26 protein-coding genes, 2 tRNA genes and 2 pseudogenes (1 of these 30 running past the window's edge) are annotated in these 26,678 nt (G+C 72.4%); 9 read left to right on the top strand and 21 right to left on the bottom strand.

Features of this window, described 5'->3' with window-relative positions; genetic code table 11:
- Nucleotides 1–93 carry the 5' portion of a nitrilase-related carbon-nitrogen hydrolase gene (locus QM699_RS00800; RefSeq protein ID WP_415009391.1) on the bottom strand. The gene continues 783 nt to the left of window position 1, outside the view, so only the first 93 of its 876 coding nucleotides appear in the window; it begins with the start codon at nucleotides 91–93; the stop codon falls past the left edge of the window.
- Between the two features lie 208 nt (nucleotides 94–301).
- Nucleotides 302–1,315: an LLM class flavin-dependent oxidoreductase gene (locus QM699_RS00795; protein WP_415009390.1), complete on the bottom strand. Its 1,014-nt coding sequence runs from the start codon at nucleotides 1,313–1,315 to the stop codon at nucleotides 302–304.
- Nucleotides 1,316–1,396: 81 nt separating this feature from the next.
- Here QM699_RS00795 and QM699_RS00790 point away from each other — a divergent pair, with 81 nt between their 5' ends.
- On the top strand, nucleotides 1,397–1,864 hold the full coding sequence (locus QM699_RS00790; RefSeq protein ID WP_415009389.1) for a hypothetical protein: 468 nt from the start codon (nucleotides 1,397–1,399) through the stop codon (nucleotides 1,862–1,864).
- A 7-nt stretch (nucleotides 1,865–1,871) separates the two neighbouring features.
- Here QM699_RS00790 and pobA read toward each other — a convergent pair whose 3' ends face one another.
- From pobA to QM699_RS00755, 7 genes are all read right to left on the bottom strand, one after another.
- Nucleotides 1,872–3,044, bottom strand: coding sequence for a 4-hydroxybenzoate 3-monooxygenase (gene pobA, locus QM699_RS00785; RefSeq protein ID WP_415009388.1), 1,173 nt, complete (start codon nucleotides 3,042–3,044; stop codon nucleotides 1,872–1,874).
- Between the two features lie 93 nt (nucleotides 3,045–3,137).
- Entirely contained in the window at nucleotides 3,138–4,052 is a 915-nt protein-coding gene (locus QM699_RS00780; RefSeq protein WP_415009387.1) for a DMT family transporter, read from the bottom strand.
- Entirely contained in the window at nucleotides 4,049–4,786 is a 738-nt protein-coding gene (locus QM699_RS00775; protein WP_415009386.1) for a type 1 glutamine amidotransferase, read from the bottom strand. Before QM699_RS00775 ends, QM699_RS00780 begins: the two co-directional genes overlap by 4 nt.
- Nucleotides 4,787–4,926: 140 nt before the next feature.
- Nucleotides 4,927–5,652 carry an acetoacetyl-CoA reductase gene (phbB, locus tag QM699_RS00770; protein ID WP_415009385.1) on the bottom strand — a complete coding sequence of 242 codons (726 nt, stop codon included), beginning with the start codon at nucleotides 5,650–5,652 and terminating at the stop codon, nucleotides 4,927–4,929.
- A 72-nt stretch (nucleotides 5,653–5,724) separates the two neighbouring features.
- The gene (locus QM699_RS00765; protein ID WP_415009384.1) at nucleotides 5,725–6,897 is read right to left on the bottom strand and encodes an acetyl-CoA C-acetyltransferase; all 1,173 of its coding nucleotides are present in this window, start codon (nucleotides 6,895–6,897) and stop codon (nucleotides 5,725–5,727) included.
- Between the two features lie 91 nt (nucleotides 6,898–6,988).
- Complete coding sequence (locus QM699_RS00760) at nucleotides 6,989–8,263, bottom strand: alpha/beta fold hydrolase (protein ID WP_415009383.1); 1,275 nt, start codon at nucleotides 8,261–8,263, stop codon at nucleotides 6,989–6,991.
- Nucleotides 8,260–8,445, bottom strand: a complete 186-nt coding sequence (locus tag QM699_RS00755) for a hypothetical protein (RefSeq protein WP_415009382.1) — start codon at nucleotides 8,443–8,445, stop codon at nucleotides 8,260–8,262. Before QM699_RS00755 ends, QM699_RS00760 begins: the two co-directional genes overlap by 4 nt.
- A 116-nt stretch (nucleotides 8,446–8,561) precedes the next feature.
- Here QM699_RS00755 and phaR point away from each other — a divergent pair, with 116 nt between their 5' ends.
- Nucleotides 8,562–9,143 carry a polyhydroxyalkanoate synthesis repressor PhaR gene (gene phaR / locus QM699_RS00750; RefSeq protein WP_415009381.1) on the top strand — a complete coding sequence of 194 codons (582 nt, stop codon included), beginning with the start codon at nucleotides 8,562–8,564 and terminating at the stop codon, nucleotides 9,141–9,143.
- Between the two features lie 93 nt (nucleotides 9,144–9,236).
- Here phaR and QM699_RS00745 read toward each other — a convergent pair whose 3' ends face one another.
- Entirely contained in the window at nucleotides 9,237–10,088 is an 852-nt protein-coding gene (locus tag QM699_RS00745) for an EAL domain-containing protein (protein WP_415009380.1), read from the bottom strand.
- 77 nt (nucleotides 10,089–10,165) lie between these two features.
- Nucleotides 10,166–10,993 carry a methyltransferase domain-containing protein gene (locus QM699_RS00740; protein WP_415009379.1) on the bottom strand — a complete coding sequence of 276 codons (828 nt, stop codon included), beginning with the start codon at nucleotides 10,991–10,993 and terminating at the stop codon, nucleotides 10,166–10,168.
- A gap of 51 nt (nucleotides 10,994–11,044) precedes the next feature.
- On the opposite strand from QM699_RS00740, the gene QM699_RS00735 reads away from it, so the two are divergent.
- The 3 genes from QM699_RS00735 to QM699_RS00725 are packed head-to-tail and all read left to right on the top strand — an operon-like array spanning nucleotide 11,045 to nucleotide 12,910.
- A complete protein-coding gene (locus tag QM699_RS00735) occupies nucleotides 11,045–11,776 on the top strand; it encodes a ComF family protein (RefSeq protein ID WP_415012656.1) in 732 nt (243 codons plus the stop codon).
- Between the two features lie 32 nt (nucleotides 11,777–11,808).
- Nucleotides 11,809–12,069, top strand: a complete 261-nt coding sequence (gene grxC, locus QM699_RS00730; protein ID WP_415009378.1) for a glutaredoxin 3 — start codon at nucleotides 11,809–11,811, stop codon at nucleotides 12,067–12,069.
- Between the two features lie 13 nt (nucleotides 12,070–12,082).
- On the top strand, nucleotides 12,083–12,910 hold the full coding sequence (locus tag QM699_RS00725; RefSeq protein ID WP_415009377.1) for a carbon-nitrogen hydrolase family protein: 828 nt from the start codon (nucleotides 12,083–12,085) through the stop codon (nucleotides 12,908–12,910).
- 6 nt (nucleotides 12,911–12,916) lie between these two features.
- On the opposite strand, the gene lpxB is transcribed toward QM699_RS00725, so the two are convergent.
- The 8 genes and pseudogenes from lpxB to QM699_RS00685 all read right to left on the bottom strand — a co-directional run bounded on the left by lpxB (nucleotide 12,917) and on the right by QM699_RS00685 (nucleotide 22,535).
- Nucleotides 12,917–14,092, bottom strand: a complete 1,176-nt coding sequence (gene lpxB / locus QM699_RS00720) for a lipid-A-disaccharide synthase (RefSeq protein WP_415009376.1) — start codon at nucleotides 14,090–14,092, stop codon at nucleotides 12,917–12,919.
- Complete coding sequence (locus tag QM699_RS00715) at nucleotides 14,089–14,907, bottom strand: ABC transporter permease (RefSeq protein ID WP_415009375.1); 819 nt, start codon at nucleotides 14,905–14,907, stop codon at nucleotides 14,089–14,091. The genes lpxB and QM699_RS00715 overlap by 4 nt, the downstream gene beginning before the upstream one ends.
- Nucleotides 14,904–15,848, bottom strand: coding sequence for an ABC transporter permease (locus tag QM699_RS00710; protein WP_415009374.1), 945 nt, complete (start codon nucleotides 15,846–15,848; stop codon nucleotides 14,904–14,906). The genes QM699_RS00715 and QM699_RS00710 overlap by 4 nt, the downstream gene beginning before the upstream one ends.
- A 445-nt stretch (nucleotides 15,849–16,293) precedes the next feature.
- Entirely contained in the window at nucleotides 16,294–17,775 is a 1,482-nt protein-coding gene (locus QM699_RS00705; RefSeq protein ID WP_415009373.1) for an ABC transporter substrate-binding protein, read from the bottom strand.
- Nucleotides 17,768–18,154, bottom strand: coding sequence for a GFA family protein (locus QM699_RS00700; RefSeq protein ID WP_415009372.1), 387 nt, complete (start codon nucleotides 18,152–18,154; stop codon nucleotides 17,768–17,770). Before QM699_RS00700 ends, QM699_RS00705 begins: the two co-directional genes overlap by 8 nt.
- Nucleotides 18,155–18,320: 166 nt before the next feature.
- A pseudogene (locus QM699_RS00695) lies at nucleotides 18,321–19,590 on the bottom strand (acetylornithine deacetylase/succinyl-diaminopimelate desuccinylase family protein).
- A 64-nt stretch (nucleotides 19,591–19,654) separates the two neighbouring features.
- Nucleotides 19,655–20,092, bottom strand: coding sequence for a GNAT family N-acetyltransferase (locus tag QM699_RS00690; RefSeq protein ID WP_415009371.1), 438 nt, complete (start codon nucleotides 20,090–20,092; stop codon nucleotides 19,655–19,657).
- Nucleotides 20,093–20,099: 7 nt separating this feature from the next.
- Complete coding sequence (locus QM699_RS00685) at nucleotides 20,100–22,535, bottom strand: heavy metal translocating P-type ATPase (RefSeq protein ID WP_415009370.1); 2,436 nt, start codon at nucleotides 22,533–22,535, stop codon at nucleotides 20,100–20,102.
- An 82-nt stretch (nucleotides 22,536–22,617) separates the two neighbouring features.
- On the opposite strand from QM699_RS00685, the pseudogene QM699_RS00680 reads away from it, so the two are divergent.
- Nucleotides 22,618–22,995: pseudogene (locus QM699_RS00680) on the top strand (MerR family DNA-binding protein); the annotation flags it as partial.
- A 95-nt stretch (nucleotides 22,996–23,090) separates the two neighbouring features.
- On the opposite strand, the gene QM699_RS00675 reads toward QM699_RS00680, so the two are convergent.
- The gene (locus QM699_RS00675) at nucleotides 23,091–23,243 is read right to left on the bottom strand and encodes a hypothetical protein (RefSeq protein WP_415009369.1); all 153 of its coding nucleotides are present in this window, start codon (nucleotides 23,241–23,243) and stop codon (nucleotides 23,091–23,093) included.
- A gap of 329 nt (nucleotides 23,244–23,572) precedes the next feature.
- Here QM699_RS00675 and recJ point away from each other — a divergent pair, with 329 nt between their 5' ends.
- From recJ to QM699_RS00660, 3 genes are all read left to right on the top strand, one after another.
- Nucleotides 23,573–25,339, top strand: a complete 1,767-nt coding sequence (recJ, locus tag QM699_RS00670) for a single-stranded-DNA-specific exonuclease RecJ (protein WP_415012655.1) — start codon at nucleotides 23,573–23,575, stop codon at nucleotides 25,337–25,339.
- Between the two features lie 72 nt (nucleotides 25,340–25,411).
- Nucleotides 25,412–25,486: transfer RNA gene (locus tag QM699_RS00665), tRNA-Glu, on the top strand.
- A 42-nt stretch (nucleotides 25,487–25,528) separates the two neighbouring features.
- A tRNA-Glu gene (locus QM699_RS00660) sits at nucleotides 25,529–25,603 on the top strand.
- Nucleotides 25,604–25,626: 23 nt separating this feature from the next.
- On the opposite strand, the gene QM699_RS00655 is transcribed toward QM699_RS00660, so the two are convergent.
- Nucleotides 25,627–26,655, bottom strand: coding sequence for a tyrosine-type recombinase/integrase (locus QM699_RS00655; RefSeq protein ID WP_415009368.1), 1,029 nt, complete (start codon nucleotides 26,653–26,655; stop codon nucleotides 25,627–25,629).
- Nucleotides 26,656–26,678: the final 23 nt, after the last annotated feature.

Below are 26,678 nucleotides of genomic sequence, written 5' to 3'. Positions count from 1 at the left end.
GGCGGCGGTGCGCACCCAGACCCGGAGCTTGCCGACATAGTCGTTCCAGCGGGAGTGCCACTCGATCGGAAAGGCGGCCGCGGCGAGCTTCATCCTGATCCTCCCGGCGGCGCGTCGCGGCCACCCGGGGCGCATTCCGCCAGCCGGAGCGGCCGGGCGCAACTGGATTCTGGGTCAGGGGAGCCGGCGGCGAAGTTCGGCGATTTCACGCGCGGAGCGAGCATCAATCCATTGAAACCATTCGGAATAACTTATTCCGAATCCGCCGCGTTCCCGCAGGGCGCCCGTCCGCGCGCGGCTTTCAGCCGGCCGCCAGAGCCGGCCGCACGTCCAGATCCGCGAGGACTTCGGCCGCGATGGTGAAGGAGCGCAGCCGCGCGGCGTGGTCGTGGATCTGGCCCGTCAGGATCACCTCGTCCGGCCGATATCGGTCGAGAATCGCCCCGATCCCGGCCCGCACCGAGTGGGGCGCGCCGACGGCGGTGATGGCGAGCGCGTGGTCGGCCATCGCCAGCGCGGCGGGATCGCAGACGGCGGCGATGTCGTCGACCGGCCGCGGCAGCGGCCCGGGGCGCCCGGTGCGCAGGTTGACGAACGCCTGCTGCATCGAGGTGCGCAGCCGGCGCGCCTCGGCGTCAGTGTCGGCCGCGAAGACGTTGACCGCGATCATCAGGTGCGGCGCGGCGAGGTGAACCGAGGGGCGGAAGGTCTCGCGGTAGACCCGGATCGCGGCCTCGAGGTCGGTGGGGGCGAAGTGCGAGGCGAAGGCGTAGGGCAGCCCGAGATGCGCCGCGAGCTGGGCGCCGAACAGGCTGGACCCGAGGATCCAGACGGGCACCTGCGTCCCCTCCCCCGGGACCGCCCGCACCGTCGCACCGGGCCGCGCGTCGCCGAGATAGCCCAGAAGCTCCACGACATCCTGCGGAAAGCTGTCGGCGCCCGCGAGGTAGCGGCGCAGCGCCCGCGCCGTCGCCATGTCGGTGCCGGGCGCGCGGCCGAGGCCGAGGTCGATGCGGCCAGGGAACAGCGTCGCCAGCGTGCCGAACGCCTCGGCCACCTGCAGCGGCGCGTGGTTCGGCAGCATGATGCCGCCCGCGCCGACGCGCATCGTCCGCGTCTCGGCCGCCACGCGGCCGATCAGCACCGCCGTCGCGGCGCTGGCGATGCCCGTCATGCTGTGATGCTCGGCGAGCCAATAGCGCCGGTAGCCGAGCGCCTCGGCGTGGCGCGCGAGATCGAGGGTGTTCGCGAGCGCGTCCGAAACGGTCGAGCCGTCGGGAACCGGGGCGAGGTCGAGGAGCGAGAACGGAATCATGCACCGGCATGTAGTCGCGCGGCCGGCCGCGACAAGGGGGCGGCTTGACCCGGGCCGCGACGGCGCGCAACCCTTGCCGTCATGCTGACCGCCCTCGCCCTGCTGTTTGCCGGCCCCGCCTTCGCGCAGGACTTGCCGCCCTACCTCGACGACCGTTCGGATCCGGCGGCGCTGGTCCGCTCGTACTACAACGCGGTGGCGCGGCATGAGTACGCCCGCGCCTATGGCTATCTCGAGACTCCACCGGATTATCCGGCGTTTTCCGCAGGATACGCTGACACGGCCACGGTCGGGATCGCCCTCGGCCCGGTGACGACCGAGGGCGCGGCCGGCAGCATCTACGGCACCGTGCCGGTGGCGGTGCGCGCCACCTCCGCCTCGGGCGCCGTCACCACCTTTGCCGGCTGCTACACCACCCGGCAGGTGCAGCCGTCGATCCAGGAGCCGCCGTTCCGCCCGATCGGGATCACCGCGGGGCATCTGGCCCCGGTCGGCGCGGCCGGCCCGCTGGCGGACGCCGTCCCGGCCAGCTGCCCTCAGGGCGAGTAGCGTCGCCTCAATACGGCAGGCCGACGTAGTTCTCGGCAAGCGCCGTGCGGGCCGCCAGCGAAGACAGCGTATAGGCAAGCTCTGCATCGTGGATGCGCCGGCCGAAGGCATCGTCCTCGGCGAAGGTGTGCAGCATCGTCGTCATCCACCAGCTGAACCGCTCGGCCTTCCAGATGCGCGACAACGCCCGGCCGGAATAGGCGTCGAGGCCGGCCGGGGACTGGTCGAGATAGTGCTCGCGCAGGCCATCGAAGAGATAGCGGATGTCGCTGGCCGCGAGGTTCAGCCCCTTGGCCCCCGTCGGGGGCACGATGTGGGCGGCGTCCCCGGCGAGGAACAGGTTGCCGAAGCGCATCGGCTCGGCAACGAACGAGCGCAGCGGCGCGATCGACTTCTCGAACGACGGCCCCGTCACCACCAACTCGGCCACTTGCTCGGGCAGGCGGCGGCGCAACTCGTCCCAGAAGGCGTCATCGGACCAGTTCTCCACCCGGTCGGTCAGCGGCACCTGCAGGTAGTACCGGCTGCGGGTTCGGGAGCGCATCGAGCACAGCGTGAAGCCGCGCGGGTGCTTGCCATAGACCAGTTCATCGTGCGCCGGCGGCACCTCGGCAAGCAGGCCGAGCCAGCCGAACGGATAGACCCTCTCGAAGGTCTCGATCGCCTTCGGCGGCACCGCCTTGCGACTCGGCCCGTGAAAGCCGTCGCAGCCGATGATGAAGTCGGCGTCGATGCGATGGGTGGCGCCGTCCTTCTCGTAGCTGATCCACGGGTGCCGGCCGCCGAAGTCGCGCGGCGTGACATGGCCGGCGTCGTAGATCGTCGGCACGCCGTCGGCCTCGCGCTTGTCCATCAGGTCGCGCGTCACCTCGGTCTGGCCGTAGATCGTCACGCGCTTGCCGCCGGTCAGGCCCGCGAGGTCGATGTGATGCAGCCCGCCATTCAGCGCGATGTCGAAGCCGTCGTGCGGCAGGCCGTCGGCGTCGAGCCGCTCGGCCGCCTGCGCCTCGCGCATCATCTCGACCATGCCCTGCTCCAGCACGCCCGCGCGCACCCGCCCGAGGATGTAGTCGCGATCCACACGGTCGAGCAGCACGTTGTCGATCCCGGCGAGCGTCAGCAGCCGGCCAAGCAGCAGGCCCGAGGGGCCGGAGCCGATGATGGCGACCTGGGTGCGCATGAGGTTCCCTCCCGTTTCTGTCGTTCGCGCCGACCCGGCGGCCGGCGCCCCGGATCATCGCGCGGAAGGTGCCGTGACGGAAGGCTCGGCGCCTCAGCCGTCGGCTGCCGGCGCCGGGGCGCTTTGGCTGCCCGGTGCCCGGCTGGCCCGCGCCGCGACGAGCGCCCCGCCGGTGATGAGCACCGCCGCGGCGACGAGCCCGGCGCTCGGCCGGGCAAAGCCCGCCGCGATGAGGGCCAGTGTCGAGAGCAGCGGCGCGGCATAGGACGCGGTGCCGAGCAGCTGGATGTCGCCCCGCTTCACGCCGATGTCCCAGAGGTAGAACGCGAGCCCGACCGGCCCGAGCCCCAGCGCGCCCATCGCCACCCAGCCGGACGCGGCCTGCGGCCAGACGGTCGTCTCGACCGCGAGATGCGCGACAAGCGACAGAGCCGCCGTCGCGAGGCAGAACAGCGCGACGGTCTCGGTCGGCGCGGCGCCGAAGCGCCGGCTGAGCACGGAGTACGTCGACCAGATCAGCGCACAGGCCGCCGCCGCGAGATACCCCGGCAGATAGTCCGCCGACAGCGCCTGCCCCGGCCCCGCCACCACGAGCCCCGCGCCGAGCAGCGCCACCAGCGCGCCCGCCACATGCCCCGCCCGCAGCCGCTCGCCGGGCAGCAGGCCGGAGAGGAGCACGATGAGCAGCGGCCAGAGATAGGCGATCAGGCTCGCCTGCGCCGGCGGCGCCAGTTTCAGCGCGGCGAAGTAACAGGCATGATAGCCGAAGAGCCCGCCGATCCCGACGAGCCACACGACGGGCGGCACGCCACGGAATGCCGTTGCCAGCCGCCCGGTGGCGGCAATCCACACGACACCAGCGGCGCCGCCGATCGCAAAGCAGACCGCCGACAGCTGGAACGGCGGCACAGTCCCCACCGCGACGGTCAGCAGCGCGAGCAGCGCCCAGAGCAACACCGCGCCGAAGCCGATCGCGGTCGCCCGGCCCGTCTTCCCACCCGTCTTCACGCAGCCCGCCCGGCGGCGGCGTGCAGATAGTCGACGATGGCCCGCGCCCAGACGTCGCCCGCGGCCGGCCGGTCCAGCGTCGCCCGCGCCGTGTCGGCGAGGTCGGTCGCAAACGCCGTGCCCCCCCGGAGCGCCAGCAACTCGTCCATGAACTCCGGCCCGAACTCCGGGTGCGGCTGCAACGAGATCGCCGCGGGCCGCTCCCGGTCGCCGTAGGCGACCGCCGCAAAGGCACAGGTCGGCGAGCTGGCCAGCACGTGCGCTCCGTCCGGCAGCGCCACGACCTGATCCTGATGCAGCGCCCGCATGGCAAAGTGCGGCGGCAGCGCCCGCGCCCAGGCGGGCGCGTCGGGCGCCACGTCATAGTCCTGCACCCCGAGGCGCCAGCCGCGATCGGATTTCACCGCCCGCCCGCCCAGCGCCTCGGCGAGGATCTGGTGGCCGAAGCAGATGCCGACGACCGGCACCCGCGCGGCGACGCAATCGCGCAGGAACGCCTTGAGCGGCTCGATCCACGGCAGGCCATCATAGACCCCGTGCCGCGAGCCGGTGACGAGCCAGGCGTCCGCCTGCCCGGGCGAAGCCGGCATCTCGCCTGCGACGACCCGCACGGTGGCGAACTCCATCTCGCCGTCCACGGCGCCGAGCAGGGCGCGGAACATCGCGGGGTAGTCGCCGTGCCGGGCCTTCAGCTCCGGCGCCACGTCCCCCGTCTCGAGTATCCCGAGCTTCATCGCCACCCTCTCCAAGCCGCCTCCGCGCGAGACTTGGCGCTTTCCGCGCCACGCCGCAAGCGGGGCCGCACGACGCCGAGGACGGCACGACGCAAAAGGGCCGCCCCGAAGGACGGCCCCGGCATCATTGGCCGACCGGCTCAGACGAAGAACTGGCCGCCGTTCGCCGAGAGCGTCGAGCCGGTGATGAAGCCCGCGTCGTCGGACGCAAGGAACACGACGGCGCGCGCGATCTCCTCCGGCTCGCCGAGGCGGCCGACCGGGATGAGCGGCAGGATGCGCTCCTTCAGCACCTTCTCATCAATGGCGCGCACCATCTCGGTGCCGATGTAGCCCGGGCAGATCGCGTTGACGGTGATCCCGGCGCGCGCGCCCTCCTGCGCCAGCGCCTTGGTGAAGCCGAGGTCGCCCGCCTTCGCCGCGGAATAGTTCGCCTGCCCCGCCTGGCCCTTCTGGCCGTTGATCGACGAGATGTTGACAACGCGGCCGAACTTGCGGTCGCGCATGCCGTTCCACACCCCGTGCGTCATGTTGAAAAGGCCGGTCAGGTTGGTGTCGATGACCTCCTTCCACTGCTGCGGGGTCATCTTGTGGAACATGCCGTCGCGGGTGATGCCGGCGTTGTTGACCAGCACCTCGACCGGGCCGAGGTCGGCCTCGACCGCCTTGATGCCCTCGGCGCACGCCTCATAGTCGGCGACCGACCACTTGAAGGTCTTGATGCCGGTCGCGTCGGTGAAGGCCTTCGCCGCCTCGTCGTTGCCGGCATAGTTCGCCGCCACCGAATAGCCCGCATCCTTCAGCGCCTTCGAGATCGCCGCACCGATACCGCGCGAGCCACCCGTGACCAGAGCCACACGTCCCATGGGTCTTCCTCCTGAAATGATCTTTTTGAAGTCGAGGGGCCGGAGCCCCGCAGGGCCCCGACCTTCAACGGCTCAGCGCTCGACGCAGAGCGCGACGCCCATGCCGCCGCCGATGCAGAGCGTTGCGAGGCCCTTCTTCGCATCGCGCCGCTTCATCTCGAAAAGCAGCGTGTTGAGGATGCGCGCGCCCGAAGCGCCGATCGGGTGGCCGATCGCGATCGCGCCGCCGTTCACGTTGACCTTCGAGGTGTCCCAGCCGAGACCGTTGTTGACGGCGCAGGCCTGCGCCGCAAACGCCTCGTTGGCCTCGACCAGATCGAGGTCGGACGCCTTCCAGCCCGCCTTCTCCAGCGCCGCGCGCGAGGCCGGGATCGGACCAGTGCCCATGATCGCCGGATCGACGCCCACCGTCGCCCACGAGGCGATGCGCGCGAGCGGCTCGATGCCGCGCTTGGCCGCCTCTTCCTCGGTCATCAGCAGCACCGCCGCCGCACCGTCGTTGAGGCCCGACGCGTTGCCCGCCGTCACCGTGCCGTCCTTGGCGAACGCCGGCTTCAGCTTCTGCATCGCCTCGATCGTGGCGCCGTGGCGGATGTACTCGTCGGCGTCCACCACCGTGTCGCCCTTGCGGGTCTTGACGGTGAACGGGATGATCTCGTCCTTGAACTTGCCGGCCTTCTGCGCCGCCTCGGCCTTGTTCTGGCTGGCGAGCGCGAATTCGTCCTGCTGCTCGCGGGTGATCTGGAACTGGCGCGCCACGTTCTCGGCGGTGGTGCCCATGTGATAGCCGTTGAAGGCGTCCCAGAGGCCGTCCTTGATCATCGTGTCGATGAACGCGAGGTCGCCCATCTTCTGCCCGGCGCGCAGGTGCTGGGCATGGGTCGAGAGCGACATGCTCTCCTGGCCGCCCGCCACGACGATCTTGTCGTCGCCGAGCAGGATGTGCTGGGCGCCCATCGCGACCGCCCGCAGGCCCGAGCCGCAGACCTGGTTGATGGTGATCGCGGTGCTCGACGGCGACAGGCCGGCGTTGATCGCCGACTGCCGGGCGGGATTCTGGCCCTGCGCCGCGGTCAGCACCTGGCCGAGGATCGCCTGGGTCACTTCCTCCGCCGACACGCCCGCGCGTGCGAGGACGCCCTGGATCACGGCCGCACCGAGAGCCTGCGCCGGGGTCGAGGCGAACGAACCGTTGAAGCTGCCCACGGCCGTGCGGCCGGCAGACGCGATTACTACCTTGGTCATGTTTCCCCCTCCATGCCCGCGGCACCTTTCCGGCTTGGCGCAGGCGAATCGTCCCTGACGTTCTTCCCTCTCGCACATGGCAGGGGCGGGCTCAACTGCAATGGTTCCACAGGAAATCCGCCAGCGGCCGCCACACCGCCGCGCGTGCCTCGCTGCCGACGATCATCCCGACGTGCCCGGTGCGCGCCACCCTGACCGCCGCCTGCGGCAGGACCGCCGCGAGCGGCCGGGCCAGCGAAGGCGGCGCGATCGAGTCGCTTTCGCCGCAGACGACCAGCGCCGGGACGCGGATCGCGGAGGGCACCACCCGCTCGCCGAGGAAGCACCAGGAGTCCGCCGCGGTCAGGTTCCGGATCTGCCAGCCGACGAGCAGGTCGCGCGCCGCCGCGGCCGGCATCGGCACCCCGTCGGCGAGCCAGTCCTCGAGCGCCACGAACAGCTCCGCCGCCGGCCCCGCCGGATCCAGCCGGGCGAGCTTCTGGAACTTCATGGCCGCCTGCATCGGATTTACCAGCGCGAACAGCGTCTGCAGGAACGTCACCGGCACCAGCCCGAACGCCTCCCCCATCGACTCGAGCAGCAGCTCGGCCCGCTGGGCCCCGCGCGACCGGAAGAGCGAGCGCATCGCACCGGCGATCCCGACGTTGGCCGAGAAGTCCCACGGCGCGCCGATCGCGACCAGCGCCGCCACGTCCTCGGGCACCCGGGCCGCAAGACCGACCGAGAGCGTGCCGCCCATGCAGTAGCCGATCACCGGCACCGGCCCGCCGGCGATCTCGCGCGCGGCCGCCAGCGCCGGCACCAGCCGGCGGGCGCCGTAGGAGTCGAGATCGAATCCCGCCTCCCCCGGCCCGGGCTCGCCCCAGTCGACGAGCAGCGGTCGGAACCCCTGCCCCGCCAGCCAGCGCAGCAGCGAGCGGCCGCGCACGAGGTCGAGGATGTACGGCCGGTTGATGAGGCTCGGCACCACCAGGATCGGCGGCCCGTCCGGCCGGGCGGCCTCGGGCAGCGCGCCGAAGTCCCGCAGCCGCGTGCAGCCGTCCGCCCAGATCGCCGGCGCCTCGCCGAGCGTCCGCCGATAGGGATGCGCCTGCCAGACGGCGATGCCGGTCAGCGTCGCGCGCAACCGGGCGGCGATCTCGGCGGCGATCTCGGTCTGGTCGAGACCGGCCAGCGCGCCCCGCTCCGGTGCGAGCCCCGGCGTCCAGGGAAAGCTCGGGCTGTCGGCGCGCGGCGCCATCATCAGCGCCTGGCCATAGGCCGAGAGCGCGACCGACAGGTGGAAGATCAGCGGGCTCGGCTCGCCCATCCGGTGGGGGGCGATGTCGCCCGTCATCCCCTCGCCCGCCACGCCCGCGCCCGTCACGCGCGCGACGGACGATCCGGCGCCGGGGCCTTCCGGCCGGCGGCGACCGCGGGACCGAGCCGGCTGCGCACCGCGGCATGGACAAGCTGGCGCTCCCACAGGTCCAGATAGGCCCGCGCCTGCGCGGCCCGGTCCTCGGACGAGGGTCCGGGCCGCTGCCGCACCTGCTGTTCCGCTCCCATTTCCGCCCCCCGAACCCCTCGGGTTTCTCGCAGCTGCGAGAATACCCTTGTTCGCCACGCCCCGCGGGCGATAAGCTTATCGTCCGCGCGAGGCACATTCACTAGGGGAGATGCGAGTGGCCGAGAAGACCGAAAACGCCGCCGAGCCGATCATCATCAAGAAGTACGCCAATCGCCGGCTCTACAACACCGCGAAGTCGAGCTATGTCACCCTCGATCACCTCGCGCAGATGGTGCGGGAGGGTCAGGACTTCGTGGTGAACGACGCCAAGACGGGCGAGGACATCACCCGCGGCGTCCTCGCGCAGATCATCTTCGAGGAAGAGGCCAAGGGCCAGACGATGCTGCCCTCGGCGTTCCTGCGCCAGCTCATCCGCCTCTACGGCGACTCGCTTCAGGGCTTCGTACCCGGCTACCTCGAGGCGTCGATGGAGACGTTCTCGCGCAATCAGGAGGCCATGCGCGAGCAGGTGCGGCAGGCGTTCGAGGCCAACCCGGCGCTCGCGAATTTCGAGGCGCTGGCCCGCTCCAACATGGAGTGGTTCGAGAACGCCCTGAAGATGTTCGCCCCGTTCGCCGGCGGCATGCCGGGCAAGTCCACCGGCCGCGCGCCGCGCAAGGACATGGAACTCGAGGAGCTGAAGGAGCAGCTCGCCTCGATGCAGGCGCAGCTCGCAAAGCTGGTCAAGGAAGGCTGAGCGGCCGCCGGCCGGTCCGCCGGCTTACCCGGCGCGATCGACCGCGGCCACTGTCTGCTTCATCTACTCGTCCAGGACGCGCGTCGACCGGGCTCAGCCGACGCGGCGGGTCGGCTCGGTGACATCGTGCAGCGGCGGCAGAACCGGCTCGGCGGCCGGCCGGCCGTAGAGCCAGCCCTGGAAGCAGTCGATGCCCCGGGCGCGCAGCCAGGCCGCATCGGCCTCGTCCTCGATGTGCTCCGCGACCGTCCCCATGTCGAAGTGCCGGGCGATGCCCGCGAGGCACTCGACCAGCACCTGCGCGTCCGGCTGCGAATGCACGCCGCGGCAGAAGCTGCCGTCGATCTTCACGAAGTCGAAGCGGAAGTCGCGGAAGTGCCGGAAGCCGGTCGCACCCGCCCCGAAATCGTCGAGCGCGAAGGCGCAGCCGCTGCCGCGCACGTACTGCATGAAGTCGATGGTCTGCTCCGGATCGCGCAGAGCCGCGGTCTCGGTGACCTCGAGGATCAGCCGGCTGCAGACGTTGCCCGCACCGCCTTGGGCGGCGGCGAGCATGTCGAGCCAGCCGGCATCGCCCATCGAGAGCGGCGACACGTTCACCGACACCCGCAGCCGCGGGTCCGCCGCAAGCGCCTTGAGCCCGGCCGCAAGAGCCGCACGGTCGATCGCCCGGCCAAGCTCGCCATCCTCGACCGCCGGCATGAATGCGCCCGCCGCCAGCAGCCGCCCGTCCGGCAGCTGCAGCCGCGCCAGCATCTCGTAGAACGCCGGAAAGCCCGGGTTGGACGCGCGCACCACCGGCTGGAAGTGAAACACCATCCGCCCCTGCGCCAGCGCCCGCGCCACCTTGAAGCGCAGCCGCGCCCGCGCCTCGAGACGACAGGCTGCCAGGCCGTTGACCGGCTCCGCCAGCTTGAAGGCGTCAATCGGAGGAAGCGGAATCATCGCGGGGCTCCTTTGGAAGGGCGTACCTGACCCTAGCCCCCGGTGTCTTAAGCATCGGTGAATCGCCATAAATCGCTCTACCGCGATTTCGGGTCCCCGGCGTCGCGCAACGCCGCCTCGAGCCGGGTCGTGGCGCTGCCCGGCCGGAGCGGCTTCGGCTGGTCCGGCGCCGGGGCCCAGCCGGTCAGCACGATCACCTCGAACGTCGCCCGAACGCGCCCGTCCGGCCGCCCGGCCGCCGCGGCATAGGCGGCCGCCGCACGCGCCAGCATCTCGCGCCGCATCGGCCGGCGCAGCCGCTCGCACAGGACGTTGGTCTCCCCCATCGCCCGCAAGTCGCGCATCAGCTCGACCGCGCCCGCATAGCTCACGTCGAAGCGCCGGCTGTCGGCCACCGGCATCGCGAAGCCGGCGCGCTGCAGCAGCCCGCCGAGATCGCGGATCTCACCCATCGGCGCCACCCGCGGGCTGAGCCCGCCGAGCGTCGCCACCTCGGCCGCCGCCAGCGCCTGACGCAGCTCCGTGAGGGTCTCGCCGCCGAACAGCACCGCGAGCAGCAGCCCGTCCGGCCGGAGCGCGCGACGGCACTGCACCAGCTGCCCGACAGGATCGTTGGCCCAGTGCAGTGCCAGCGCGTGCACCACGAGGTCGTGGGCGGCAGGCGCGAGCGCCAGCGTCTCGCTGTCGTCCGCCAGCGTCGCGCCGGGGAGGCAAAGGCGCGCCTGCCACAGGGCGGCCTTCGGCCCGACGATCGCCGGCGCCTGAAAGCTGCGGTTAACCTCTTGCAGTCTTTCTGCGATCTCGTCGGCCACCGCTTCCTGCAGGAAGTCGGCGCCACCGATCCGGGCGGCCCGCGCCCGGCGCTGCGCGAGAAGGTCGGGATCGAACAGGGCGGGGGTCGGCATCGGGCTCACTCCTCGGCCCGCCTGACATAGGGGCCACGGCGCCGGATGACCATGCTCCAGACGATGACCCGCGCGATGGTGGACGCCGTCTTTCCGCCGCGCTGCCTCGCCTGCCCCACCCCGACCGAGACCGCGGGCCGGCTCTGCGCCGCCTGCTGGCGCGAGACGCATTTCATCGCCGGCACCACCTGCCGCCGCTGCGGCGCGCCGCTGCACGGCGACGCCGGCGCCGAGGACGTCTGCGAACGCTGCCTCCGCCACCCGCCGGCCTGGGATCGCGGCGCCGCCGCGCTGCTCTATGGCGGGTCCGGCCGCCGCATGGTGCTGGCGCTGAAGCATGGCGACCGGCTCGACATCGTTGGCCCCCTCGCCGCCTGGATGGCCGCCGCCGGCCGACCACTGCTGGCCGAGGCCGACGTGATCGCACCAGTGCCGCTACACTGGATCCGGCTGCTGCGCCGCCGCTACAACCAGTCGGCCGAGCTTGCGCGCGGGATCGGCCGCATTGCCGGCAAGCCCGTGGTCCCCGACCTGCTCGTGCGCCGCCGCGCCACCACGCCGCAGGAGGGCGGCCGCGAGGCGCGCGCCGCGAACCAGGCCGGCGCCATCGCACTCGCGCCGCGCCGCAGCGTCGCCGGCCGACGGATCCTGCTCATCGACGACGTTCTGACGACCGGCGCGACGCTCTCGACCTGCACCGAGGCGCTGCGCGGTGCCGGGGCGGCGGGCGTCGACGTGCTGGTGCTCGCCCGCGTTGCCTTCGACGAGTCGCTGGGCCTATAGTCGGCGCTTCGCCCCGATCAGGCCCGGAGCCCATGAAGCCCGTCACCATCTACACCACGCCGACCTGCGGTTACTGCGCCGCCGCGAAGCGCCTGCTCAAGTCGAAGGGCGTCAGCTTCGACGAGATCGACGTCGCCGCCGACCCCGCCCGCCGGGTCGAGATGACCGAGCGCGCCGGGGGCCGGCGCACCGTGCCGCAGATCTTCATCGGCGAGACCCATGTCGGCGGCTGCGACGACCTCCATGCCCTCGACAAGGCCGGCGGCCTCGACCGCGCGCTGGCCGACCGCTGACGGGGCCGGGCCCGTGCGGGCGGCACTGCTGCAGCTCACGTCCGGCGACGATCCGGCGGCGAACCTCGCGGCGACCGAGGCGCTGGTCCGCGAGGCGGCGGACGGCGGCGCCGAACTAGTCCTCACCCCGGAATGCACCAACATGGTCTCCGCCAGCCGCGAGCGACAGCGCGAGCGGCTGTGCCCGGAGGCCGGCGACCCGACGCTCGCGCGGATGCGCGCGGTTGCGGCGGAGCGCGGCGTCTGGCTCATCCTCGGCTCGCTGCTGCTCAAGGCGGGAGACGACGACCGCTTCGTCAACCGCTCGTTCCTCGTCGGGCCCGATGGCGGCATCGCGGCGCGCTACGACAAGATCCACATGTTCGACGTGACGCTCGCGGACGGCGAGAGCTACCGCGAGAGCGCGGCGTTCCGTCCCGGCGCCCGCGCCGTCGTCGCCGAGGCCGCGGGCCTGCGCCTCGGCCTCACCATCTGCTACGACCTGCGCTTCCCCCGGCTCTACCGCAGCCTCGCCCAGGCTGGCGCCGGGGTGCTGACCGTGCCCGCCGCGTTCACCGCGCCGACCGGGCAGGCGCACTGGCACGCGCTGCTGCGGGCGCGGGCGATCGAATGCGGCGCCTACGTGCTCGCGCCGGCCCAGTGGGGCACCCACCCCGCCACCGCCGGCACGCCGCGGCGCACCTATGGCCACAGCCTCGCCGTGGCGCCATGGGGCGAGGTGATCGCCGACGCAGGCGAGGGCACCGGCGTGACCTTCGTCGAGATCGACCCCGCCGAGGTCGAGCGCGCCCGCGCGATGGTGCCCTCGCTGCGCCACGACCGCGACTTCACCCTGCCCTGACGCGCCTCACCCGAGGTGCGCCAGCACCGAGCGCGCCGCGCGCAGGCCGGGCGGCTCGCCGCCACGGCCGAGCAGGCGCATCGTCTCCGCCCCGGCCGCCCGCTGTTCCGCCGCGGCCCCGGGATCGAGCAGCAGCCGCTCGACCGCCGGCAGGATCCGCTCCGGCGTGCAGTCCTCGACCAGGAACTCCGGCACCGCGCGCGTGCCCGTCACGAGGTTGACCAGCGTCACGGTGTCGATCTTCACCAGCCGCCGCGCGATCCACACGGTCAGCCGGTTCGCGTCATAGCCGATCACCATCGGCGTTCCCGCCGCCGCCAGTTCGAGGCTGACCGTGCCCGAGGCGGCGAGCGCTACGTCCGCCGCCGCGAACGCCGCGCGCTTGCAGGCTTCCCAGGTGGCCGAGTCGAAGCCGGTCGGGTCCATGACGTGCGGCCACCCGCTCTCGTCCGGCCGGATGGCCTCGCCGAGCAGGCGCACGACGCCCCTCCCCGCCGGCACGATCACCGCGAGCGTCGGCTCTGCCGCCCGCAACCGGCGCGCCACCTCGGTGAACACCGGCGCCAGCCGGCTCACCTCGCCCCGGCGCGACCCGGGCAGGAGCGCCAGCACCGGCTGCCCGGGGGCGATCGCCAGTTCCTCGCGCAGCGCCGCCACCTCGTCCGCGCCCGCCTGCGGCAGCGTCGCCGCCGGATGGCCGACGAAATCGCAGGTCATCCCCGCCGCGGTCATGTACGGCGGCTCGAACGGCAGCAGCGCGAGCACGTGGTCGACGACCTCGGCCATCTTCGCCGCCCGCCCGGGCCGCCACGCCCAGACCGAGGGGGCGACGTAGTGGATGACGCGCAGCCCCGGCAGGCGTTTGCGCGCCTTCCGCGCCACGCGCAGGGTGAAGTCCGGGCTGTCGATGGTGACGAGCGCGTCGGGCCGGGCGGCGACCACCGCATCGGCCGTCTCGGAAATGCGGCGCAGCAGGTTCGGCAGCCGCGGCAGCACCTCGGCGATGCCCATCACCGACAGCTCGTCCATCGGGAAGCGGCTCGTCAGACCCTCCGCCGCCATCGCGGCGCCCCCGACGCCCTCGACCTCGAGACCGGGCTCGAGCGTGCGCAGCCCCGCGAGAAGCGCGCCGCCGAGCACGTCGCCCGATGCCTCGCCCGCGATGAGGAACAGCCGCGTCATGCCGTCACCCGCCGCCGCAGCCGGGGGTCGAGCAGGTCGCGCAGCCCGTCGCCCAGCAGGTTCAGCCCGAGCACGGTCAGCACGATGGCGAGCCCGGGAAAGAGCGCCAGCCACGGGGCGAAGGCGATCATCGTCTGGCTCTCCGCCAGCATCCGCCCCCAGGAGGGCGTCGGCGGCTGCGCACCGAGGCCGACATAGGAAAGCCCCGCCTCGGCGAGGATGCCGAGCGAGAACTGGAGCGTTGCCTGCACGGCGATCAGGTTGGCGAGGTTGGGCAGGATGTGCTCCACCGAGATCCGCGCCCGTCCCTTGCCGGCGAGGCGGGCGGCGAGGATGAAGTCGCGCGGCCAGATCGCCAGCGCCGCGCCGCGGGTCAGCCGGGCAAAGACCGGGACGTTGAAGATGCCGATCGCGAGGATCGCGTTCAGCGCCGAGGGACCGAGGATTGCCGTTATCATGATGGCAATGAGCAGCGACGGAAAGGCGAAGACGAGATCGTTCGCCCGCATGATCGTCTCGTCGACGAGCGAGCCCGGCCGGGCGGCGGCGGCGAGGCCCAGCGGCACGCCGAGCCCCCCGCCGATCCCGACGGCGACCAGCGCGACGGCGATCGAGACCCGGGCGCCGACAAGCAGCATCGACAGCACGTCGCGGCCGAGGTGGTCGGTGCCGAGCCAGTGGACCGCCGAGGGCGGCTGGAGCTTTGCGGCGATGTCGAGGGCGGCGACATCGTAGGGCGTCCAGACGAACGAGAGCAGCGCGCCGACGGCGACGAGCGCGACGATGACGGCACCGGAGAGCGCGTCCCGGCTCATCGGCGGTGCCGGAGCCGCGGGTCGACCGCGAGATAGGCGAGGTCGACGAGGAAGTTCACCAGGATGACCGCGGCGACCAGCAGCAGGACGACGCTCTTCACCACGATCAGGTCGCGCTGGCTGATCGCCTGGAAGACAAGGCGGCCGAGGCCGGGCAGGAAGAACACGTTCTCGATGATGATCGCGCCGGCCAGCAGGAACGACACCTGAAGGCCGAGGATGGTGAGGACCGGGATCAGCGCGTTGCGCAGCGCGTGGCGGCTCAGCGCCTGCCCGCGCGTCAGGCCCTTGGCGCGCGCGGTGCGGATGAAATCCTCCGAGAGGGTGTCGAGCAGGGCGGCGCGCAGGACGCGGGAGAGAATCGCCGCCTGTGGCAGGGCGAGGGCGACCGCGGGCAGGATCAGCGCGCGCAGCGCCGCCGCCGGGTCGGCCCAGCCCGGGAAACCGCCGGCCGGCAGCCAGCGCAGGCGGACGGCGAAGACGAGCACGAGCAGCATCGCGAACCAGAAGTTCGGGATGGCGACGCCGAGCTGGGTTGCCGCCATGATGCCGGTGTCGGCGACCCTGCCGCGCCGGGCGGCGGCCCAGAGCCCCACCGGCAGGGCGATGGCGGTCGAGAGGGCGAGCGCGAGCAGCGCGAGCGGCAGCGAGACCTGCAGCCGGTCGAGGATCATGCCGCCGACCGGGGTGCGATAGGCGTAGGAGGTGCCGAAGTCGCCGGTCAGGACGCCGCCGATCCAGCCGAGATAGCGCGCGACCGGGCCGGCATCGAGGCCAAGCTCGGTGCGCAGGGCGGCGACCGTCTCGGGCCGGGCGTTGAGGCCGAGCATGAACGACGCCGGATCGCCGGGGACGACCTCGAGGACGAGGAAGATGACGAGACTGGCGAGCAGGAGGCTCAGCAGCAGCGAGGCGGTCCGGGTGAGGGCATAGCGCAGCATCAGGCGGGCCGCGCCGGAGGTTCGGCCGACGGGATCGGGGATTTCACGTGAGAAATGTCGTATATGAAACTGATTTCATTTCTGATTGATCTTGTGCGGACTTCGCGGTGCGGCTTCAAGTCCGCCTTCTGCGGGACGGCCGTCAACCGAAGCGCGTTTGCGCGCGAGCCGTCGGCGCGACGCGCCGAGGCACTGCTTCGGCCGCGCCGACGGCGGGGAGCGCGGGACGCGCGACGGCCGTCAGGGGCGGAGATTTCTGCGGAAGAGCGCCAATCCGGCCGTGGCTGGCGTGGCATTGCGCCTGCCCCCCGCAGCGGCAGTCGCGGACGGATCTGTCGACGGACCAATCCGTCTGGCGTCACCGTCGCAAGAGGCGGCCGCCCGGGGCAACGGTTCAAGCACTGGCTCAAGGTGGCTGACCCACCCTTCCCCCGCCCTTCGCCCATCACTCCGCCCAATAGACCGCCGTCAGGTCGGTCGCCTGCGTCGGCGAGTTCGGCCAAAGGCCCCGGAGCCGCGCGTCCGCGACGCCGGTCTTCGCCAGCTGGAACAGGAAGGCGTTGACGTAGTGCTCCGCCACCCGCTCCTGCGCGGCGTGCAGGATCTCCGTGCGCTCCGCGTCGTCGGCGGTGTAGTCGAGACCGCGCATCAGCGCCCGCATCACCGGATCGTCGTAGCCGAAGTAGTAGTCGGGCCGCGCATATATCTCGATGTCCATCGGCTCGGTGTGGCTGACGATGGTCAGGTCGAAGTCGTGGTTCTTGAACACCTGCTCCAGCCACTGCGCCCATTCGACGTTGACGATCTGCGGCTCGATTCCCACGGCGCGCAGCTGCGCCGCGACAATCTCGCCGCCACGCCGGGCATAGGACGGCGGTGGCAGGACCAGCGTCGGCCTGAGCCCGCTCACCCCCGCCGCCGCGAGCAGCGCCTTCGACTTCTCCGGGTCAAAGGCCGACAGCGCGGTCAGGTCCTCGTAGGCCGGATTGTGCGGCGCGAAGTGGCTGCCGATCGGGGTGCCGTAGCCGAACATCGCCCCGTCGATCACCGCCTTGCGGTCGATGGCGTGCGCCACCGCCTCGCGGACGCGGATATCGTCGAAGGGCGGGCGCTTGTTGTTCATCGCGAGGATCGTCTCGCCCTCGGTCGAGCCGACCAGCACCTGAAAGCGCGGGTCGGCCGCGAACTGCGCCAGGTTTTCCGGTGCGGGATAGTTCGGGAAGGCGTCGAGGTCGCCCGACATCATCGCGGCGTAGGCGGCGCTCGGGTCGGAGATGAACTTGAAGGTCGCCTTGTCGAGCTTCGCCGGGGTGCCCCAGTAGTCGGGATTTCTCACCAGCGTGACGTGATCGCCCTGCACCCAGTCCTGGAACCGGAACGGTCCGGTGCCCACCGGCTTCGTCCTGTCGGTCTCGATCGTCGCCGGCGAGACGATCACCGCGTCGCCCCAGGCCAGATTCGAGAGCAGCGCGCCCTTGGGCGCGTCGAGGCCGATCTCGACGGTCACGTCGTCGATCGCCGTCACCTCGTTGATGCCGTCGAAGAGCTGCTTCTGGGCGTTGGTCGAGTCGGGCGCCATCGCCCGGTCGAAGGAGAAGACCACGTCTTCGGCGGTGAACGGGGTGCCGTCCTGCCATTTCACGCCGGACCGCAGGTGGAAGACCCAGGAGAGCCCGTCCGGTGCCGGCTCCCAGCTTTCGGCCAGCGCCGGCAGCACCTCACCATTGGGGCCGAAGCGCGTCAGGCCCTCGAAGACGTTGGCATAGACCACCTCGTCGATCGCCGCCGCCGCCCCGGACGTCGGGTCGAGGGTCGGCGGCTCGAGCGGCAGGCCGACGACGATGTCGGTGCGCGGCGCGGCGGCGGCGCCGGTGGCGAGGAGCCCGGCGGCAAGCAGGGCGGCGGCAAGCAGGCTGGCATCACGCATGGGGCGGTCTCGTGTCGGGAAGGGGATGCATCCAGGCGATCCGCTCGTCGATAAAGTCGTGTCCCTCGGGGGTGAGCGCCCCCGGATCGTCGAGGAGCGCGGCGTAGAGGTGGGTCTCACCCGGCAGGCGGTCGTTGCGGTAGAAGAGCGGGCTGCCACAGGTCGGGCAGAAGCCGCGGGTAACGCCGGGCGAGGACGCGAAGCGGGCGGGCGGCGGGCCGGACCAGACGACATGCGAGTCGGGGACGCTGACGAAGGTGGTCATCGCCGAGGCCGTCGCGCGGCGGCAGCTCTCGCAGTGGCAGTGCAGCACCCAGTTGGGCACGCCCGTGAAGGAAAAGCGGATGGCACCGCAGAGGCAGTGGCCAGCGTGGATCATGCGGCGCCCTTGCTCCCGCCGGCGCGAACGGACTGGCAGCGCCGGTCTGCCCGTCGCGCCGACGGCACGCCTTCGCCGTGACGGCAGGCACGCCCGGGCAGGCGGGCGGCGTAGGGCCCGCGCAACTGCCGATGGGCGCGCGACCGCGAAACGGCCGAAACTTCTGTCATCCCTGCCCCTCGACTCCCAGCAAATCGCCCAACGCGCGGGCCATCACCGTGGCGGCGTCGAGCATATCCTCGACGGCCACATACTCGTCGGGTTGGTGCGCGAGGTCCAGTATTCCCGGGCCGTAGGCGACGCAGTTCCTGAGCCGCCCGATCCGGTCGACGTGCTTCTGGTCATAGGTGCCGGGCGAGACGACATAGTCCGGCGCCCGGCCGAGCGTCGCCGCGATCGCGCGGGTCAGCGCGGCGGAGACCGGCGCGTCGCGATCGGTCATCACCGGCAGCACCTCGTGCATGTCGCGGATCGTCCAGGCGAACGGCCGCCGCGCCGTGGCCCGGTCCAGCGTGTCGACGATCTCGGCCTTCACCGCCTCGATCGGCTCCTCCATCAGGAACCGCCGGTCGATCACCATGCGGCAGCGGTCGGGCACCACCGGCGCGGGCCAGCCGTCGAAGCCGTCGAGTTCCGGCTGGCCGCCATGCACGGAGTTGAGGTTGAGCGTCGAGGCCCGCGCCTGCGGTGGCACGACGGGCATTGCCGTGCGGCGGGAGGCAAGCGCGGGGAACAGCGTCTCCTCCATCTCGGCGACGATCGCGCCCATGTGGCGGATGGCGCAGTCGCCGAGGAACGGCATCGAGCCGTGGGCGATGCGGCCCTCTGTCTCGATCTCGGCCCACCAGACGCCGCGGTGGCCGAGGCAGATGCGGTCCTTGCCGAGCGGCTCGGGGATGATGACGGCGGAGACATGGGAGAAGCGGCCGAGGCGGGCCAGATGGGCGACGCCGCCATAGCCGCCCGATTCCTCGTCCGCCGTGCCGGAGATTCTCGATGGCGCCGGGGAAGTCGGGCGTGCGCTCGACGAACGCCTCGACCGCGACGATGGCCGCGGCGAGCCCGCCCTTCATGTCGCAGGTGCCGCGGCCGTAGACCTTGCCGTCGATCAGCGCGGCACCGAACGGGTCGGTGGTCCAGCCCTGACCAACCTCGACGACGTCGGTGTGGCCGTTGAAGTGGACGCACGGTCCGGGCCGCGTGCCCTCCAGCCGCGCGACGACGTTCCAGCGGGGATAGCGGTCGCTGTCGCCGGGGGCGCCTTCCGCGCGGATGAACTCGGAGGCAAAGCCGGAGCGGGCGAGGCGGCCCGCGATCAGGTTGCAGATGTCGCAGTAGTGCTCGCCCGGCGGATTGAGCGTCGGGATGCGGACCAGCGCCTGCGTCAAGGCCACCAGGTCGTCCGTGCGGGAGCGGATGTCGTCCGCGAGGTCCATCTCGGGTCTCCGGCTTGGCCCGCCGGCGAGCTTCGGCAAGCCGGCCGGCGTTGTCCAGAGCGGTTCAGAGCCGCAGGCGATAGCGCACGAAGTCGTCGGCGGGGGTGAACGCGTCATAGAGGCGGCGGGCGGGATTGCCGGTCCGGGTGTGCCAGTAGAGCGTCGACCAGCCCCGCGCCCGGCCGAGGTCGACGAGATCCTGAACGAGCGCGCGGCCGAGGCCGCGACCGCGGTGGCGCGGGTCGACGAACAGGTCCTCGAGATAGCAGACCGGCGAGGCGACCCAGCTGCCTTCGTGCAGGACAGAGACGCTGAAGCCCGCAGCCTCGCCCTCGACCTCCGCGAGGCGACCGAACAGCGGGCTGGCGGGGTCGATGAGGCGCGCCCACGTGCGGGAGGTGATCTCCGGCGCGAGGGCCGTCTCGTAGAAGGCGAGATAGCCGTCCCAGAGCCGGCGCCAGGCGGGCTCGTCGGCGGCGGTCACGTCGCGGACAAGGGTCATCGCAGCATCAATCCCCGTCCAGATCCACCGACCGCAGCCGGAGCGCGTTGCCGATCACCGAGACCGACGACAGGCTCATCGCGGCGGCGGCGAGCATCGGCGAGATCAGCAGGCCGAAGGCCGGGTAGAGCACGCCCGCGGCGATCGGCACGCCGGCGGCGTTGTAGGCGAAGGCGAAGAACAGGTTCTGCCGGATGTTCGCCAGCGTCGCGGTGGCGAGGCGGCGGGCGCGGGCGACCCCGGCGAGATCGCCGCCGGCCAGCGTGATGCCGGCGCTCTCGATCGCGACGTCGGCGCCGGTGCCCATGGCGATGCCGACCTCGGCCGCGGCGAGCGCGGGCGCGTCGTTCACCCCGTCGCCGGCCATCGCGACCTTGCGCCCCTCGGCCTGCAGCGCGCGGACGAGCGCGGCCTTGCCCTCGGGGCTGACGCCCGCGCGCACGTCGTCGATGCCGAGGCGGGCGGCGACGACGCGGGCGGTCGCCTCGGCGTCGCCGGTCGCCATCACGATGCGGAGGCCGAGCGCGTGCAGTGCCCGGAGCGCGGCGGGGGTCGTCGGCTTCACCGGGTCGGCAAGCGCGATCGAGCCGGCGTGGCGCCCGTCGACGAGCAGGTGCATGACCGTCTCGCCGCGGTCGCGATGGGCCCCGAAGGCGCGGTCGTCGACCGCCTCGCCCACCAGCGCGGCGTTGCCGAGCGCCACCGCGCGACCGTCGACGCGGCCACGCACCCCCTGCCCCGCCACCGCCTCGAAGTCCTGCGGCTCGGCGAGCGGCAGGCCGCGGGCGGCGGCGGCGCGCAGGATCGCGTCGGCCAGCGGATGCTCGGACGCCTTTTCGAGGCTCGCGGCGAGGCCCAGCACGTCGTACTCGCCAAAGCCGTTCGCCGGCAGGATCGCGGCCAGCTCCGGCTTGCCGGCGGTGAGCGTGCCGGTCTTGTCGACGACGAGCGTATCGACGCCGGCCAGGGCCTCGAGCGCCGCGGCATCGCGGATCAGCACGCCCGCGTGCGCACCGCGCCCCGTCGCGGTCATCACCGACATCGGCGTGGCGAGCCCGAGCGCGCAGGGGCAGGCGATGAGCAGCACCGAGACCGCGGCGAGGAACGCCCAGGTCAGCGACGGCGCCGGCCCGACCAGCGCCCAGACGACGAAGGCGAGCGCCGCGACCGCGAGGACGGCGGGGACGAACCAGCCGGCGACCCGGTCGGCGAGCTGCTGGATCGGCGCGCGCGAGCGCTGCGCCGCCGCGACCATCTCGACGATGCGCGCGAGCACGGTGTCGCGTCCCACGCGCGCCGCCTCGATCACCAGCATGCCCGAGCCGTTGATCGTGGCGCCGGTCACGGCATCGCCCGCGGCCTTCTCCACCGGCACGGGCTCGCCGGTCAGCAGCGATTCGTCGGCCGACGAGCGGCCGTCACGCACGATGCCGTCGACCGGCACCCGCTCGCCCGGGCGGACGCGCAGGCGGTCGCCGACCCGCACCTCGGCCAGCGGCACCTCGGCCTCGCCCGCCGCGGTGATCCGCCGGGCGGTCGCGGGCGCGAGATCCATCAGCGCCCGGATCGCCGATCCGGCCCTTTCCCGCGCGCCGAGTTCCAGCAGCTGCCCGAGCAGCACCAGCGTGACGATGACCGCCGCCGCCTCGAAATAGACACCGATCTCGCCGCCGTGGCCCCGGAAGCCGTGCGGGAACATGCCGGGCGCGACGGTGGCGGCGACGCTGAAGAGGTACGCCGCCGTCACGCCCACCGCGATCAGGCTGAACATGTTGAGATGGCCGCTGCGAAACGAGCGGGCGCCGCGTATCAGGAACGGCTGGCCGCACCAGAACACCACCGGCGTCGCCAGCACCAGCTCGACCCAGCGCCCCGCCCCGCCGAGCGCCAGCGGCAGGCCCAGCATCGGCCCCATCGCGAGAGCGACCAGCGGCACGGTGCAGGCCAGCGCCACCCGGAAGCGGCGGCGGAAGTCGACGAACTCCGGGTTCGGGCCGTCGACCGGCACGCCGGCCGGCTCCAGCGCCATGCCGCAGATCGGGCAGTCGCCGGGATGATCCTGCTCGATCTCCGGGTGCATCGGGCAGGTCCAGAGCGTGCCCGGCGGCGCCTCCGGCGGCGGGGGCGCATCGCCGAGGAACGCGGCCGGATCGGCCTCGAACTTTAGCTGGCAGCCCTCGGAACAGAAGTAGTGGCGCTTGCCGTCGTGCTTCGTCACGAAGCGCGCCGACGCGCGGTCGACCGTCATGCCGCAGACGGGATCCTTCGCGACGAGATACGCCTCCGGGTCGGCCGCGAACTTCGCGGCGCAGCCGGCGCAGCAGAAGTGGAAGGTGCGCCCCGCGTGCACATGCGTGGGCTTGCCGGCCCGAGGATCGACCGTCATGCCGCAGACCGGGTCGCGGACCGCCGCCGGGGCGTCGATCACATCTGAGGAATCCATCGCCCGAGCCTCTCCCAATTCCGGCACTGCCGCTCTACATGGGGCTTCCAGTCACTGGAAGGTCAAGGGGGCCGCGGTGGGCGTGAGCATCGGAGAAGCGGCGGAGCGCAGCGGCCTGCCGGCCAAGACGATCCGCTACTACGAGGACATCGGTCTGGTGCGGCCGCTGCGCAGCGCCAACGGCTACCGTGCCTTCGGCGAGAGCGAGCTTGGCGCGCTGGTCTTCCTCGGCCGCGCCCGCTCGCTCGGCTTCTCGATCGAGGAGTGCCGCGGGCTCTTGGCGCTGCAGGCGGACGAGGGCCGGGCGAGCGCCGACGTGAAGCGGCTGGCAGTCGACCATCTGGCGCAGATCGACGCCAAGATCGCCGAGCTGCAGTCGATGCGGCACGCGCTCGCCGCCCTCGCCGAACGGTGCGCCGGCAACGCCGCGCCGGACTGCGCGATCCTGCGCACGCTGTCCGGCGAAGCCCCGCCACAGGCTGCGCCGCGGCGGGAGAGTGCGTCGCCCGGAACCGAGCCGGCCATGGCATCGCGGGCCGGTCGGCGACGGGTGCGTCAGCCCTGACGTTCGCGCACCGGCGCCGTCGTCGGGGCGGTGGACTTCGCCGTCGCCGGAGCCGTCGGGCGCGGCGCGCCGGACAGGGCAGTCCCGGCCGGGGAGTCGCCGATCGCGCCGGCCGCGCCGGCACCGCTGAAGCTCGTTCCCATGTCGCTCTCCTTTTCTCTCGCTGTATCGGCAGCCTGCCGGTGGCAGGCCGTCCCGGAAAGTCTCGCCTGCGCACTCTTTCCGCACCGCAGGCGACATCGCGCCATGACAAGGTGACGCAGGCGCCGGACCGCCGATCCCGGGCCTCCGCTGCGGAAGCACGGATCGGGTGAGGCCGCGTCGCGCCCCCGGGGTCAACCGCCGAAGTAGAGCCTGGTTGCGGGAAGTCCAGCGCCGAATGGCGGCGCCGACCGGCGCACGCCCCCCCGGGGTTGCCCCGCGCAACATTCGGGCGCTGGCCTCCGGCGGCCATCCCGGGCATCACTCGGCCATGCTCGACTCACCCGCCTTCCTGAACGTCGAGGCGTCCGCCACCGGGCGCCGCTGGCTCGGACCCTCGGCCGAGCAGGAGCGGCTCGGCCTTGCCATCGCCCAGGCGGCGGGCCTGCCCGAGATCGTCGGCCGCGTGCTGGCCCGCCGCGGCGTCGCCCCCGCCGAGGCCGCCGCGTTCCTCGCACCGTCGCTGCGCGACCTCCTGCCCGACCCGTCGCGGCTGCGCGACATGGACACCGCCGCCGCACGGGTCTGGCGCGCGGTGCGCCGGCGCGAGCGGATCGCGGTCTTTGCCGACTACGACGTCGACGGCGGCGCGTCGGCGGCGCTGCTGCTCGTCTGGCTGCGCGGGATGGGGCTCGCGGCGACGCTCTACGTGCCCGACCGCATCGACGAGGGCTACGGGCCGAACGCGCCGGCCATGGCGCGGCTCGGCGCGGCGCACGATCTCATCGTCTGCGTCGACTGCGGCACGCTCTCGCACGAGCCGATCGCCGCCGCCGGGACCGATGTCGTGGTGCTCGACCACCACCTCGGGGCCGAGACCCTGCCGCCGGCGCTGGCGGTGGTGAACCCGAACCGGCAGGACGAGGACGGCAGCCTCGGGCACCTCTGCGCCGCGGGCGTGGTGTTTCTCCTGCTCGTCGCGCTCAACCGGCTGGCCCGGGCCGAGGGCACCGCGGCGCCCGACCTGCTCGGCCTGCTCGATCTGGTGGCGCTCGCCACCGTCGCCGACGTGGCGCCGCTCGTCGGACTGAACCGCGCCTTCGTGCGCCAGGGGCTCAGGATCATCGCCCAGCATGGCCGTCCGGGGATCGCCGCGCTGGCCCAGTCGGCCGGCGCCAGCGGCCCGGCCACCGCGTTCTCGCTCGGCTTCGTGCTCGGGCCGCGGATCAACGCCGGCGGGCGGGTGGGCGCGGCCGACCTCGGGGCGCGGCTGCTCGCCACCGCCGATCCGCACGAGGCCGCGGCGCTGGCCGCCCGGCTCGAGACGCTGAACGCCGAGCGCCGGGCGATCGAGGCCGGGGTGCGCGCCGCCGCCGAAGCGCAGGCCGAAGCCCAGATCGCGGCGCGTCCCGACGGCCCGCTGGTCTGGGCCGCCGGCGAGGGCTGGCATCCCGGCGTGGTCGGCATCGTCGCGGCGCGGCTGAAGGAGGCGTTCCACCGCCCGGCCGTGGTGATCGGCTTCGACGGCGACGCCGGCAAGGGATCGGGGCGCTCGGCGAACGGCCTCGACCTCGGCGCCGCGATCCACCGCCTCGCCCGCGAGGGCCTGATCGAGAAGGGCGGCGGGCATCGCATGGCCGCGGGCCTCAGCCTCGGGCGCGCGCAGCTCGAGCCGGCCATGGCGCGGCTCGGCGAGCTGCTCGCCGCGCAGGCACCGGAGGCGGCGCCCGCGCCGCGCGGCCTGCGTCTCGACGGCCTGGTCGCGCCGGCCGCGGCCACCCCCGCGCTCGTCGCCGCACTCGACGACGCCGGCCCCTACGGCGCCGGCGCGCCCGCGCCGCGGGTGGCGGTCGCCGGGCTGCGCCTCACGGGAACGCGGCGGCTCGGCGACAGCCACCTCGCGCTCACGCTCGCCGGCACGGGCGGCGGCCCGCGGCTCGAGGCGATCGCCTTCCGCGCCTTCGAGGGGCCGCTCGGCCCGTTCCTCGTCGAGCGCACCGGCGGCGGGCTGCACCTCGCCGGCCGGCTGGAGCGCGACGACTGGGGCGGCCGGACGCGGGTCAAGCTGCACGTCGAGGACGCAGCACCCGGCGGGTGACGCGGCGCGCTCAAACCGGCGATTTCCGGCTTGAACCCCGTCGCCCCCCTCGCTACATACCCCGCGCGACGGGCGCCCTTCGTCTATCGGTTAGGACACCAGATTTTCAATCTGGTAAGACGGGTTCGACTCCCGTAGGGCGTACCACACCGGCCCGGCGACCGATTCGCCGGAAACGCGACGGCACCTGGCCCCTTCGTCTATCGGTTAGGACGCCAGATTCTCAATCTGGAAAGACGGGTTCGACTCCCGTAGGGGCTACCATCGCTTTCGCCAAGGTGTTGTTCTCACTCACCTTTCTTGGCCTCCCTGTCCAACGCGGCCGGCAAGTTGGACACTCTCGCCGCCTCAATCTTGGCGAAACCGCTGTCCGCGAGCCGAGGGCGATTGGCCTTCTTCGTGTAGGTCGAGGCCTGCCGGGTGTCCTTGTGCGCAAGGTACGAGGCGATCTCCCATTCGCTCGCGCCCGCATCGGCGAGCCTCGTCGCGCCGGCCTTCCGCAGCCCGTGAAGCGAGCCGGGAACGCCCGCTTCATCAGCGCGCTCCCGGAACCAGTTGCCGAGGCTCTCGACGGTGTAGGGCTCGCCAGCGGCGTTTTTGACGATGAAGAGCATCCGACCGGCCGGGACCAGAGCAAGCTCTGCTGCCAGCTCGGGGAGGATGGGCAGGTCGGCCGCGACAGACGTCTTACCCCGCCGATAGGCGATGCGCCCTGCCCTCACGTGTTGCCAGCCGACCTTAGCCAGATCCTGCCGGGACATGCCGGTATTGAGGGCGAGGAGGATCACGAGGCGAGCCATCGACGCCGGGCCATGCCGATCGAGGAAGCGGTCGACCTCGTCGTCGGTCCACGTGTGATAGCCGTAGGGGTTCACCTTCAGCCGCTCGGCGAACCTCGCGGGGTTCGGGCCGGTGTACCCGAGCTTCTTGGAGGCGAAGTTGAAGAGCATCGAGAGGTTTTTCTTGACCGTGTTGGCTGCGGTCGGCCCGGTCTTCTTTCCCATGAGCGCCTCGACATGGCGCACATCGAGCCTCTTGAACGGGAGGTTACCCGCGACGCGCCGAAGCCAGTCAAGCTCGGCGCGGATGCTGCGCTTACGCGAGTCCGAAAGGTTCTTGAACTTCAGGCTGCCGAGATACTGCTCGATCAGCCACGCGACGCTCTCCGGCGTCGCGGTGCTCCGAGGGGCGGTCGCGCCCGTCACGGCCGCCTCATATGCCGCCTTGAACTCTGCCGATCCGTAGGGGCCGGGAATGTTGCAGGTCACGTCTTTCATCTCGAAGCGCCAGTAGATGCGCCCCTTGACGCGGTTCATCCGCACACCGGGATACGGGTTCT

The organism is Amaricoccus sp. (assembly GCF_047602525.1).
In the GTDB taxonomy this organism is placed as follows: Bacteria; Pseudomonadota; Alphaproteobacteria; order Rhodobacterales; family Rhodobacteraceae; genus Amaricoccus.
Note: the sequence above shows the minus strand (reverse complement) of the source record. Positions and strands in the feature narration are given on the sequence as shown.